Origin of the sequence: Burkholderia sp. WTPI3, assembly GCF_021483755.1 — a bacterium.
In the GTDB taxonomy this organism is placed as follows: domain Bacteria; phylum Pseudomonadota; class Gammaproteobacteria; order Burkholderiales; family Burkholderiaceae; genus Burkholderia.
The window spans coordinates 1-12,529 of the sequence record NZ_JAGIXF010000043.1 but is presented as its reverse complement, the minus strand read 5'-3'; the positions used below and the strand labels follow the sequence as shown (position 1 = coordinate 12,529).

General features: G+C 68.9%; 11 protein-coding genes. 5 read left to right on the top strand and 6 right to left on the bottom strand.

What is annotated here, in order from left to right; genetic code table 11:
* The first annotated feature begins 58 nt into the window (after window positions 1–58).
* The 3 genes from J7024_RS22150 to J7024_RS22140 all read left to right on the top strand — a co-directional run bounded on the left by J7024_RS22150 (window position 59) and on the right by J7024_RS22140 (window position 2,976).
* Window positions 59–871 carry an alpha/beta fold hydrolase gene (locus J7024_RS22150; RefSeq protein ID WP_175751509.1) on the top strand — a complete coding sequence of 271 codons (813 nt, stop codon included), beginning with the start codon at window positions 59–61 and terminating at the stop codon, window positions 869–871.
* Between the two features lie 180 nt (window positions 872–1,051).
* On the top strand, window positions 1,052–2,221 hold the full coding sequence (ampC, locus tag J7024_RS22145) for a class C beta-lactamase (protein WP_124897535.1): 1,170 nt from the start codon (window positions 1,052–1,054) through the stop codon (window positions 2,219–2,221).
* Window positions 2,222–2,313: 92 nt separating this feature from the next.
* Window positions 2,314–2,976: an ankyrin repeat domain-containing protein gene (locus J7024_RS22140; RefSeq protein WP_124897536.1), complete on the top strand. Its 663-nt coding sequence runs from the start codon at window positions 2,314–2,316 to the stop codon at window positions 2,974–2,976.
* Window positions 2,977–3,076: 100 nt separating this feature from the next.
* Here the strand turns inward: J7024_RS22140 and J7024_RS22135 are convergent, their stop codons facing one another.
* The 4 genes from J7024_RS22135 to J7024_RS22120 are packed head-to-tail and all read right to left on the bottom strand — an operon-like array spanning window position 3,077 to window position 6,764.
* On the bottom strand, window positions 3,077–3,865 hold the full coding sequence (locus tag J7024_RS22135; RefSeq protein WP_124897537.1) for an ABC transporter substrate-binding protein: 789 nt from the start codon (window positions 3,863–3,865) through the stop codon (window positions 3,077–3,079).
* A gap of 49 nt (window positions 3,866–3,914) precedes the next feature.
* A complete protein-coding gene (locus tag J7024_RS22130; RefSeq protein ID WP_124897538.1) occupies window positions 3,915–5,351 on the bottom strand; it encodes an FAD/NAD(P)-dependent oxidoreductase in 1,437 nt (478 codons plus the stop codon).
* Window positions 5,348–5,647, bottom strand: coding sequence for a (2Fe-2S)-binding protein (locus J7024_RS22125; RefSeq protein WP_124897539.1), 300 nt, complete (start codon window positions 5,645–5,647; stop codon window positions 5,348–5,350). The genes J7024_RS22130 and J7024_RS22125 overlap by 4 nt, the downstream gene beginning before the upstream one ends.
* Entirely contained in the window at window positions 5,640–6,764 is a 1,125-nt protein-coding gene (locus J7024_RS22120) for an NAD(P)/FAD-dependent oxidoreductase (protein ID WP_175751504.1), read from the bottom strand. The genes J7024_RS22125 and J7024_RS22120 overlap by 8 nt, the downstream gene beginning before the upstream one ends.
* A gap of 149 nt (window positions 6,765–6,913) precedes the next feature.
* On the opposite strand from J7024_RS22120, the gene J7024_RS22115 reads away from it, so the two are divergent.
* A complete protein-coding gene (locus tag J7024_RS22115) occupies window positions 6,914–7,828 on the top strand; it encodes a LysR substrate-binding domain-containing protein (RefSeq protein ID WP_124897541.1) in 915 nt (304 codons plus the stop codon).
* Window positions 7,829–7,909: 81 nt separating this feature from the next.
* Here the strand turns inward: J7024_RS22115 and shc are convergent, their stop codons facing one another.
* Window positions 7,910–9,976: a squalene--hopene cyclase gene (gene shc, locus J7024_RS22110; RefSeq protein ID WP_175751502.1), complete on the bottom strand. Its 2,067-nt coding sequence runs from the start codon at window positions 9,974–9,976 to the stop codon at window positions 7,910–7,912.
* 52 nt (window positions 9,977–10,028) lie between these two features.
* Here shc and J7024_RS22105 point away from each other — a divergent pair, with 52 nt between their 5' ends.
* Window positions 10,029–10,763, top strand: a complete 735-nt coding sequence (locus J7024_RS22105) for a TetR/AcrR family transcriptional regulator (protein WP_124897543.1) — start codon at window positions 10,029–10,031, stop codon at window positions 10,761–10,763.
* An 8-nt stretch (window positions 10,764–10,771) separates the two neighbouring features.
* Here the strand turns inward: J7024_RS22105 and J7024_RS22100 are convergent, their stop codons facing one another.
* Window positions 10,772–12,160, bottom strand: a complete 1,389-nt coding sequence (locus tag J7024_RS22100) for an amino acid permease (protein ID WP_234745504.1) — start codon at window positions 12,158–12,160, stop codon at window positions 10,772–10,774.
* Window positions 12,161–12,529 lie beyond the last annotated feature (369 nt).

Here is a 12,529-nt window from a genome sequence, read left to right as displayed (position 1 = left end):
CGCGCGCGACGCGCACTACAATCGGAAGCACGTCTCTCCCCGACAGGACGGCAGAACGATGAATGCGTCATTCACCGACGACGACCTCGTCCGCTTCGACACGCAAGGCGGTACGCCGCTGCCGCCGGCCGACACCGAAGGATGGCTGGACCATGATGGCGCGCGCATTTGGCACGCGTCGTTCGGCCAGGGCCCGCCGGTCGTGCTGCTGCACGGCGGCCTCGGCCACGGCGGCAACTGGGGCAACCAGGTGCCGGCGCTGCTCGCGGCCGGCTATCGCGCGATCGTGATCGACAGTCGCGGTCACGGCCGCAGCACGCGCGACGACCCCCCCTATTCATATGACCGCATGGCCTCGGACGTGCTCGCGGTGCTCGACGCGCTGCGCATCGGCCGCGCACGTTTCGTCGGCTGGAGCGACGGTGCGTGCATCGCGCTCGTGCTGGCGGCCCGTGCGCCGGATCGTGCGGCCGGGGTGTTCTTCTTCGCGTGCAACATGGATCCGGGCGGCACGAAGGAGATGGTGCCGAGCCCGCTGATCGAGCGCTGCTTCGCGCGGCACCGGAAGGACTACGCGCGACTGTCCGCAACGCCCGAACAGTTCGATGCATTCGTCGCGGCCGTCGGCGAAATGATGCGCACGCAACCGGATTACAGCACGGCCGACCTCGCGGCGATCGCCGTGCCGGTCGCGATCGTGCAGGGCGAGCACGATGAATTCATCCACGTCGAGCATGCGTCGTATCTCGCGCGCACGATTCCGGGCGCGACGCTGACGATCCTGCCGGGCGTCAGCCATTTCGCGCCGCTGCAGCGGCCCGCGCTGTTCAACACCGCGATGCTCGCCTTTCTCGATCGCTTGCCGGGTTGACGCTCGGCAAGCCGACTCACTCGCTGCATAAGATTTTCTTTATGTTCGCGCAAAAAATCATCGATTGTTGGCGCGCGGCCGGCGGTGGATAGTCCTGCTTCGCCGGGCCCGCCGCCCTTGCCGTGCGGTGCATCGGGCCCGGCGCCCATGCAAACCACTGACATCGAAGGAACCGCAACCATGCGATTCGACGCGATACGCATCGCCGCGACGCTGCTCGTCGCCGCGTGCGCCGCTGCCACGGCCGGCCGCGCGGCCGCCGCCACGCAGGACGACATTCACGACACCGTGACGCGCAACGTCGCGCCGCTGATGAAGCAGTACTCCATTCCGGGCATGGCGATCGGCGTCGTCGCCGACGGCAAGCCGTACGTGTTCGACTATGGCGTGATGTCGACGCAAACGGGCAAGCCCGTGACCGGCGACACGCTGTTCGAGATCGGCTCCGTCAGCAAGACGTTGACCGCAACGCTCGCGTCCGATGCGCAGGAGAGCGGCGAGCTGTCGCTGTCGGACCCGGCCGGCAAGTATCTGCCCGCGCTGCAGGGCAAGCCGTTCGGCGGCGTGACGCTGCTCGAACTCGGCACGCACACGCCGGGCGGCATGCCGCTGCAGGTGCCTGACAGCGTGCGCGACGATGCGGGACTGATGCGCTATCTCGACGCGTGGCGGCCCGCATACACGCCGGGCACGCGCCGCACGTACTCGAACGTCGCGATCGGGATGCTCGGGCGGCTCACCGCGAAGGCGATGCACCGCGATTTCTCGGTGTTGATGGAGCAGCAACTGTTCCCCGCGCTCGGGATGATGCATACGTATATCGACGTGCCCGCCGCACGCCGGGCCGACTACGCGCAGGGTTATACGCAGGATGGCAAGCCGATCCGGATGACGGGCGGCATGCTGTGGCAGCCGGCGTACGGCGTCAGGACGACGGCGGCCGACCTGTTGCGCTTCGTGCAGGCGAACATGGGGCTCGTCGAGACGCCGCCGCGGCTGCAGCGCGCGCTCGAACGCACGCACACAGGCTATTTCCGTGCGGGACCGCTGACGCAGGACCTGATCTGGGAACAGTATCCGTATCCGGTCACGCTGCCGACGCTGCTCGACGGCAACGCGCCGGCGATGCTGTTCGACGCGACGCCCGCGACCGAACTCGAGCCGCCGCTCGCGCCGCGCCAAGACGTGTGGATCAACAAGACGGGTTCGACCAACGGCTTCAGTACGTATGTCGCGTTCGTTCCCGCGAAGCGCGTCGCGATCGTGATGCTCGCGAACCGCAGCTTTCCGATCGCGGATCGCGTGAAGACGGCATACCGGATCGTCGAGTCCGTGACCGGCGGGCTGTAACGTCCATCGTGCCTGCCCGGGCGGAAGTGCTTATGATGGGCGGGCTATCCGGCGCACGATGCGCGTGACGCCGGTCGACGGAGGGCAATCGCTTGAGTCTCGTCTGGGATGGCATCATCAGCGCCGACATGCTCGACGCCGCACATGTCGCGAGCCGGCACGCGCTGGCCGACGCGGCACGCAACGGCGACTGGGCGACGATGCTGGCGCTCGCCGCGCGCGAGCCTGATCTCGTCAACGCGACGCGGCCGGGCGGCACGTCGCTCCATGCGCCGCTGCATCAGGCCGCATACGGCGGCGCGGCGCCGACGGTCGTCGCCGAACTGCTGCGGCTCGGCGCATGGCGCATGCTGCGCGATGCGCAGGGCCGGCGCCCGGTCGATATCGCCGCCGCGCGCGGCCATCGCGCGCTCGTCGACCTGCTGACGCCGCAGCCGAAGCGCAGCGTGCCGCACGACACGCTGACGAACATCCAGCGCCATTTTCACGCGATGATCGTCGGCCGCATCGCGCACCTGCGCGTCGATGCGCTGCGCTTGCCCGAACTCGAACCGCTGCTCGAATTCGACGCGCAGGCGCCGCGCATGTGGTTCGCGGTGCCGGGCATGTATGGCGGGTTCGCCTATGCGCTGCAGGCGGACGGCGATGCAACGACGCTCGTGTCGGCAAGCTGGAGCCGGGTGGCCGGCGGCTCGGGGCAGCGGCACGCGATCACGGCGAACGGCTGTACGCTGGTCGAAGAGGGGTTCGTATGAGGTGTCGGGTAGCCCGCTGATCGATGTCGGCGGCGACAGCGGCACCGTCGCCCGCCGGGGCGCCGTGAAATTGCCCGGCCGGGTGCCGCTGAAGGGCCGCTCAATTCCCGTACATGTCGAAGTCGAAATACTTCGACTGGATCTTGTCGTACGTGCCGTCGCTGCGGATCTGCGCGATTGCGCGGTTCAGCGCGTCGCGCAGGTCGGTATCCGCCTTGCGCACGCCGGCCGCGTCGCCGTTGCCCATGATCTTCGGGTCGAACACGACGCCGCCCGCGAACGAGAAGCCCTTGCCGCGCGGCGTCGACAGGAAGCCGAGCTGGCCCTGCACCGCATCCATCAGCACGCCGTCGACGCGCCCGGTCGCGAGGTCCGCATACGCCTGGTCGTAGCTTGGATACGGCACCACATCGACCTTCGCCGCCGACCATTTCTCGCGCGCATAGGTTTCCTGGATCGTCCCCTGCTCGACCGCGATGCGCTTGCCCGCGAGCTTCGTCGCCTCGGGCAGCAGCCCCGAGCCGGTGCGCGCGATCAGCCGAGTCTGGTTGCGGTACAGGCGATCGGTGAAGTCGATCTGCTGGCGGCGCTGTTCGGTCGCGGCCATCGACGACAGGATCACGTCGAACTTGCGCGCCTGCAGCCCCGGAATCAGCCCGTCGAAGCTGCTCGACACCCATACGCATTTCGCGTTGAGCTTCGTGCACAGCGCGTTGCCGAGATCGATGTCGAATCCTTTGACGCTGCCGTCGGTTGCGGTCGATTCGAACGGCGGATAGGTGGGGTCGACGCCGATGCGGATCGTCGTCCATTCCTTCGCCGAGGCGAGCGTCGCGAAGGCCATCGCGGCCGCGGACAGCAGTATCGTGATGCGCGTCTTGTTCTTCATGATCAGGCTCCGTTCGTGTGGACTAGCGTGGGGGTGTGCGGGCCGCGCGTCAGCTCGGGAATTCGCCGCGCCGGAAATCGTTCGACAGTTCGAGTGCGTCGGCCATCTCGCCGACGGTGACCGGCTTGATCGGCGCGCGGATCCGGTAGTGACCCACGTCGTCGACGTCGCGCTGCTGCACGTCGGCGATCAGTTCGCCGACCGTGGTGCCGCACCAGCGTCCCTGGCACGGCCCCATCCCGCAGCGCGTGAACGCCTTCATCTGGTTCGGCCCCTGGCAGCCGAGCGCCGCGAGCTCCCGGATCTCGCCAGCCGTGATTTCCTCGCAGCGGCACACGATCGTGTCGCCGTCGGGGCGCCGCAATGCGGCGCGCGGCGTGTACAACGCATCGAGCAGCGGCCGGACCGCGAGATGGCGGCGCAACGCGTGCAGCACCGGGCGCTCGCGTGCGCCTTGTCCCTGACGATCGAGTGCGCCGAGCGCGGCCGCGATGTCGAGCGCCGACACTTCGCCCGCGAGCGCCGCGGCCTGCGCGCCGCCGATGCCCGCGCCGTCGCCGGCGATCCAGACGTGCGCGACGCTGCTGCGCCCGCGGGCGTCGCATTGCGGATGCCAGCATGCCGCGCGTTCGTCCCATGCGTGCGCGCAGCCGAGCGAGCGTGCGAGCTGCGTCGACGGAATCACGCCCTGATGGAGCAGCACGAGCGACGTGTCGAGCGATTGCGCGATGCCGTCCGCGTCGAGAAAGCGAATGTGTTGCGCGCGACCGTCGCCGTCGATGCGCACGTCGGTCGCGCCGCGATAGACCGGGATGCCGGCGTCGCGCACCGTGCGCAGCATGCGCCAGCCCTTGAGCAGATAGTCGATGCCGCGCAGCGCCGGCAGCGCGTGCGGCAGCGCATGGCGCCATGCATCGCGCGGCGTCGTGTCGACCAGCGCGCGCACGCGCCGGCCCGCATGCAGCAACTGCGCGGCGAACAGCCACAGCAGCGGGCCGCTGCCCGCGAGCACGGTGTCGGCCGATGGCGCGAGCCCCGACGATTTCAGCAACGTCTGCGCGGCGCCGACGCCCATCACGCCGGGCAAGGTCCAGCCGAGCACCGGCCACGGGCGTTCCTGCGCGCCGGTCGCAATCAGCACCGCGCGCGCGCCGATCTCGAGCGTGCCGCCCGACGGGCCGCTTTGCGTGAGCATCGCGACCGGTTCCGGTTCGAACGCGATCTGCCACACCGTGCTGCGCGGCAGATAGTGCGCGCCGCTCGCGAGCAGCCCGTCGACGAGCGCGCGGCCCGCTTCGTAATCCTTGCCAAGCCATCGCGCGAGCGTCGCGGGCGCGTCCGCAACGTTGCGATAGATCTGGCCGCCGGGCGCGCGACCTTCATCGGCGACGACGACGGACAGCCCCGCGTGGCGCGCGGCAGCCGCTGCCGCCATCCCGGCCGGCCCGGCGCCGACGATCAGCAGGTCGTACTGGCGGCGCGTCATGCGAGCCTCGCCTTGCCGTGCATCGCGCGCACCTGCATGCCGTCGCGCACGGGCGTCATGCAGCCCTGCACGTTGGGCACGCCGTCGACTTCGACGAGACAGTCGAAGCACACGCCCATCATGCAGAACGGGCCGCGCGGCGTGCCGCTCACCGCGCTCGTGCGGCATGCCGTGGCGCCGGCGGCGAGCATCGCGGCTGCGACGCTGTAATGCGCGGGCACGTCGTGCGGCGTGCCGTCGATATGGATGCGCACGCGCTCGAGCGTCGCGGCGGAGGGAACGATGGATTCAAACATGCCGGGCATCCGTGGGTGCGGCAAAGCGCGCGGTGGTGAAGGCGGACAGGTCGGCGGGCGCGGTGTCGCCCGCGATCCACGGCGCGACGAGATCGGCATGCGCGGCCGCGAGCGTCACGCCGCTGTGGCAGATCGCGACGAACGCGCCGGGGTGTGCCGTCGACGCCTCGTAGACGGGCAGGCCGTCGGGCGTCATGATGCGCAGCGCGCCCCACGCGCGCACGATGCGTGCGTGCGCGAGCGCCGGAAACGCGGTGCGTGCGCGGCGCGCGATGTCGACCATCGCGGGGCGCGTCTGGCCATCGTCGAAGCCGACGTCTTCGGCCGAGTCGCCGAGCAGCACCGAGCCTTCCGGCGTCTGGCGCACGACCAGCGTCGGATAGTCGAGAAACGGCGCGAGGCGCTCGGTGACCATGATCTGGCCGCGCAGCGGCGAGATCGGCGCGAGCATGTCGACCATCGGCGCGAGTCGTGCGTTGTCGAGGCCGGCCGCGAGCACCACGCGACCGGCTTCGAGCAGGCCCGCGCGCGTCTCGATCTCGAAGCGCCCGGCGCGCGGGCGAATCTCGCTGACCGCGTTGCGCGGCAAGTACACGCCGCCGTTTTGCACAAACGCCTGCAGCATCGCGCGCAGCGTGTAGAGCGGATTCGCGTGACCGTCGTTCGGCGACCACAGCGCGCCGGCCAGTGCCGGCGACGCGGCCGGAATCCGCTTGCGCAGCGCAGCCGGATCGAGCACGTCGTACGACAGCGCCGCGTCCTGCCGGTGCAGCGATTCGAGCAGCGCGGCCGCGCTTTCCAGCTCGGCATCGTGCTCGAAGAGTTCGATCCCGCCCGGGCGTTCGAATCCGCAGTCCACGCCGGTCTCGCGCTGCAATTGCGCGGCGAATGCGCGCCAGCGCCCGGACGATTCGCGCGACCAGCGCGCATAGGGCAGGCAGCGTCCGCCCTTGCCCTGCACCCACACCAGCCCGAAGTTGCCGCGCGCCGCGCGAAACGCGATGTCGTCGCCGTCGCACACGGCAACGCGCTTGCCAAGCCGCGCGATGCCCCACGCGAGGGCCATGCCGACGAGACCGCCGCCGGCCACGACGACGTCGAAGCGGCGCACGGTCATGTGCGGCTCCGGTGGTGGTGGGTCGATTTCTGCGTGTTATGGGCCATGATGGCGCGGTTCCTGGCTTCTATAGCGTTGCGGAACCGATGTTCGGGCAGGCAAAATAGACTGTCCAATACAGCTTGATCAACGAGCCATAATCCAATGTTATGACCACGCCTTCGCTGAGGATTCGTCAGATCGAAGCGTTCCGCGCGGTGATGCAGCGCCATACCGTCACGCGCGCGGCACGCGATCTGCATATCTCGCAGCCGGCGGTGAGCCGGCTGATCGCCGATCTCGAGGATCGCGTCGGCTTCGTGCTGTTCGAGCGCGAGCAGGGGCGTTTCACGCCGACCGCGCAGGCGCGCGTGCTGTACGAGGAGGTCGAGCGCGCATTCGTCGGGCTTGACCGGGTCGCGCAGGCCGCCGAGCAGATCCGCGCGATGCGGCGCGGCACGCTGCGCGTGGCCGGCTCGCCAGCCGTCGCGCTCGACCTGCTGCCGGAGCTCGTCACGCGCTTCTCGGGCGCGCATCCGGGCGTCGACATCACGCTGCTCGCGCACAGCGCGTCCACGGTCGTCGACAAGGTCGCGTCGGGGCAGTGCGACGTCGGGCTGATCGCCGAGCCCGTGCCGCATCCGGCGGTGCGCGGCGAACGGCTCGCGGAAGCGGCGATGTGCTGCATCGTGCCGCGCGGACACCGGCTCGCGCGCAAGCGCGTGGTGCGGCCGGCCGACCTGCGCGACGAACCGTTCATTTCGTTTCCGCCGAGCTTCGAGGCGCGCAGCGCGATCGATCGCGTGTTCGTCGAGGCGGGCGTGTCGCGTGTGCTGTCGATCGAGGCCCAACTGTCGCAGACGATCGTCGCGTTCGTCGCGAACGGCGCGGGCGTCGCGTTGATCGATCCGGTGACGGCCGCGTATGCGGGGCAACGCGTGGCCGTCAAGCCGTTCGAGCCCGCCGTGCCCGACCATTTCTATCTGGTGACGTCAGCATCGCAGCCGTTATCGATGATCGGCGACGCGTTCTGTGCGGACTTGCGGGACGCGTTTGCGCGGATGCGGGCGCCGCGCGATGCGTAGGCAGGAAGGAGGAAGTCGTCCTGATCGCGCCGGGCGCCGTGAGGCCTACCGGCGCGTTGCCGTTTCGGCCGGGGTTCCGGCTCAGGCAAGCGCGCTGTCCGTGGCGCGTGTGGCCGGTACGCCGGGCGTGCCGGACGCGGACGACGCGGTGGTGCCCGCATCCTTCGCGCCGGCCAGCCGCCGATAGCGCGCGAGCGCCCATAGCGGAAAGTACGCGGTATAGCCGTGATACTTCAGGTAGAAGATGCGCGGAAAGCCCGGCGCATTGTGCGAGCGGTGCCACCAGAAGCCGTCGTCCTGCTGCACCGATTGCAGATACGCGATGCCGCGCTTCACCGAGTCGGACTCGCAGTCGCCGAACGCCATCTGCGCGAGCAGCGCCCACGCGGTGCAGTTCGACGTGCTTTCGCCGCCATTGGTGCCGGCGAGCGCCGGGTCGATGTAGCTGTCGTTCGTCTCGCCCCAGCCGCCGTCCGCATGCTGTTGCGCTCGCAACCAGGCGAGTGCGCGCGCGATGTACGGCTGCGATGCGTCCTCGCCGGCGAGCGCGAGGCCCGCGAGCACGCTCCAGGTGCCGTACAGGTAGTTCGTGCCCCAGCGTCCCCACCAGCTGCCGTCCGGCCGCTGGGTGCGCTTCACGTAGTCGATCGCGCGCGCGAGCGACGCACGATCGTCCGCGCGCCGCGTGACGCCGAAGCACAGCAGCACGCGGCCGGACACGTCCTCGGTCGGCGGATCGAGCAGTGCGCCGTGATCGGCGAACGGGATCGCGTTCAGGTACAGGCGATCGCAGTTTGCGTCGAACGCCGCGAAGCCGCCGTTGCGCGATTGCAGCCCGCGCATCCAGTCGAGCGCGCGCGCGACGCGTGCCGCATACGGATGCGAGCCGTCCGCGTTGCGATGCGTGCGGCCGCGGCGATCGAGCATCGCGGTGACGACCGCGCTGTCGTCGATGTCGGGGTAGTACGGGTTCGCGTACTGGAATGCCCAGCCGCCCGGTTGCGTGTCGGCGGGCGCGTTCTCGATCCAGTCGCCGCGCAGGTCGTTGACCTGGCGCCCGGCCAGCCAGTCGTAGGCGCGCGCGATGTGCTCGTCGAGTTCATGCGCCGCCGCCGGCTCGCCGGCCTCCGCCGCGGCCACGCCGCGCGCCTGTTCGAGCGCCATCGTGCTCCACGCGGTATCCCATACCGGTGACAGGCACGGCTGGCAGTACACGCTGCCGTCGGGCCGCGTGACCAGCAGCTTCTCCAGTGCGTGCTCGCAGTCGCGGCGCAGCGGATGATCTTCCGGATAGCCGAGCACGTCCATCATCTGATAGCTGTACACGATCGGCGGAAAAATCCCGCCGAGCCCGTCCTCGCCGTTCATGCGTTCCGCGCACCACGTTTCCGCATGCCGGATCGCGCGTTGCCGCAGGCGTTTCGGCAGCAGCGGCTCGACATGGCGCACCAGGCGGTCGAGCGCGAGGAACGCGCGGCGCATCCCGCGCGCGGGCGGAAAGTAATGGCGCTCCTGGTCGGGCGGCGTGACGAACAGCTCGGGGATCGCGATGTTGCGCGGATTGCGCGCACGCGCCTTCAGCGAGCACAGCACAAGCAGCGGCACCATCGTCGTGCGCGCCCAGTACGCGACCTTGTACATCGAGATCGGCACCCACTTCGGGAACAGCACGAATTCGACCGGCATGAACGGCGCCGCGCGCCACGGCACCTGGCCGAACGTCGCGAGCAGGATGCGCGTGAACACGTTCGAGCGCGCCGCGCCGCCGAGCTTCAGGATTGCATCGCGGGCGCGGACCATGTGCGGCGCATGCTCGCTGTCGCCGGCCGCCTTCAGCGCGAAGTACGCCTTCACGCTGCACGACACGTCCGGGGCGCCGTCGACGTACAGATCCCATCCGCCATGCGTGTCGAGCCGCTGGATCGCGCGCAGGTAGCGGGCCATCCTTTCCTGGCGCGCATTGTCGATCCGGTCCATGAAATGCATCATCAGGATGTATTCCGCGGTGATCGTCGCATCCGATTCGAGTTCGAAACACCAGCTGCCGTCGGGCTGCTGAAGACGCGCGAGCGCGTCGCGTCCACGGGCGATCGCGGTGTCGAGCGCGGACCAGGGGGAAGAGGCGGGTCTGTTCATGCGGCGGATCATACCATCCAGACGGAATGTTTATATCGAGACCGCGGGTGCTACCATCGCCCCCATGAAAAAACGCCTCGAACCCGCCTTGCATGACGCAGCCGTGCCCGACGAATCGGCCGAACCGGCCGGCGCGCGGCGCGCCGACGCCCGGGAAGCGCCTGCTGCCGCGGCCGCTGCTTCTGCCGCCGTCGGCGTGCGGCGAAAAAAGGCGCCTGAACAGGTGCGCGCGCAGTTGCTGGCGGCCGCATCGGAAATCGCGACCCATCACGGCGTGACCGCGTTGACGCTTGACGCGGTGGCCGAGCGTGCGGGCGTCACGAAAGGCGCGCTGCAATATCACTTCGCGAACAAGCAGGGGTTGCTCGATGCGTTGTTCGGGCAGGCGACCGAGCGTTTCGCGACGCAGATGGAAGCGCGCCGGGCGGCCGATCCGCACGGCGAAGGGGCGGCGGCGCGCGCATATCTGCATGCGGTGCTGGACACGGCGCAGCCGGCGGCGAGTACCGACGTGCTGCGCGTGCTGGTCGCTTCGATGATTACCGAACAGGAGACGCGCGCGCGCTGGTCGGTGCCGATGCGCGAGTGGACGCGCCCGGACCCGGTGCCGCTCGAGCAGGCGGCGACGCTGATGATCTGCCGGCTCGCGGCCGACGGGCTGTGGATCTCGGAGCTGCTCGACAGTGTCGAGATTTCGGCCGAGCTGCGCGCGGAGATCGTCCGGCAACTGGACCGGATGAGCGGGGGCGCGCCGCCGGCCGCCGCGCGCAAGGGGACGCGCGGCGGCCGACGGGGCTGAGCGCGGTTTCAGTCGAGCGACGACGCGCCAAGTTGCGTGGGCATCCGCTGCGTCTTCGTCATGAAGAACACGCACATGACGAGCGCGATCCAGAGCGGACCGACGACCACCGCGATGCGCGTCGCGGGAAACGCGGCCATCAGCGTCACGACGATCAGCAGGAACGCGAGCGCGGCCACGTTGGCCGACGGGAAGAACGGCACCCGGCACGGCAGCTTCGCGATCTCGGCGGCGGAAAGCGTCTTTCGGAACCGGTAGTGGGAAACCAGGATGACGCCCCACGTCCACAATGCGCCGAACGTCGACACGGCCGTCAGCCAGACGAATACGTGCTTCGGGCTCATGTAGTTGAGCAGCACGCCGAGCAGCGAGCACGCGCAGGAGAACGTCAGTGCGACCGCCGGAATGCCGTTGCCCGAGATGCGGGCGAACATCTTCGGTGCCTGCTTCTGGAGCGCGAGATTGTAGAGAAGCCGGGAAGTCCCGTACAGATTGCTGTTGCACGACGACAGCGCAGCGGTCAGCACGACGAAGTTGATGATACCCGCGGCCGAATGAATGCCGAGGCGATCGAAGGTCAGGACGAACGGGCTGCCCTGCGTGCCGATCTGGTTCCACGGATAGATCGACATGATCACGAACAGCGCGCCGACATAGAAGATCAGCACGCGCCAGAACACCGAGTTCACCGCGCGCGATAGCGTTTTCTCGGGGTTGCGCGCTTCACCGGCGGTAATGCCGAGCATCTCGATGCCCTGATATGCGAACATGACCATTGGTAACGCCTTCAGCACGCCTGCGATACCGTTGGGCATGAAACCGCCGTGCGACCACAGGTTCGAGATGCCGGTGGCGATGCCGCCATTACCGATGCCGAAGACGATCATGCCGGCGCCGGCGACGATCATCAGCACGATCGTCACGACCTTGATCAGCGCGAACCAGAACTCGAACTCCCCGTATGCGCGTACCGCGATGAAGTTGACCGCGGTCACCGACGCGAGCGCGGCGAGCGTCCAGATCCACGTCGGTACGTGCGGAAACCAGATGTGCATGTAGACCCCGGCCGCGGTGATCTCGCACATGCTGCCGACGAGCGCGGTGAGCCAGTAGGTCCAGCCCGTCAGATAGCCGGTCAGCGGGCCGAGATAGTCCTGCGCGTAGCGGCTGAACGACCCCGCGACGGGGTTCGTGATCGCCATTTCGCCGAGCGCGCGCATGATGATGAAGATCGCGACACCCGCGAATGTGTAGCTGAGCAGGATCGCCGGCCCGGAGGTCGTGATGGCGCTGCCCGAGCCGAGAAACAGCCCGACGCCGATGGCCGTGCCGAGCGCCATCAGGCTGACGTGGCGCTCCTCGAGTCCGCGATGCAGCGATGCTTGCCGTTGCGACATGTTGTCTCCGTTCATTGCCGCGGTACCGGCGACGCACGCTCGCCGGATGCAGCTGTTGTGTGTTGGGATGGGTGAGGGGATGAATGACCTTCGGCGGATGCGACGGGTCGCGTCCGTCATCTGCCGTGTCGTGCAGCGATTATTTCGAAGAGCTGCGCCAATGGACAGTGAGCAAACCTGCCGGATGGCGAGCGCCGATGCGCAAACTGCCGAGGCCGATCGGCGGTTTGTGCTACGGCGCCGATATCCGCTGATGTCTGCACGGTCACGACGGGCGAGCGCGGCGCGACTCAGCCGTGACGCCGCGCGAGATGAATGCCCGCGAGCATGCAGCGCACCGAGCCGCCGGCCAGTTCGATCGTCGGCACA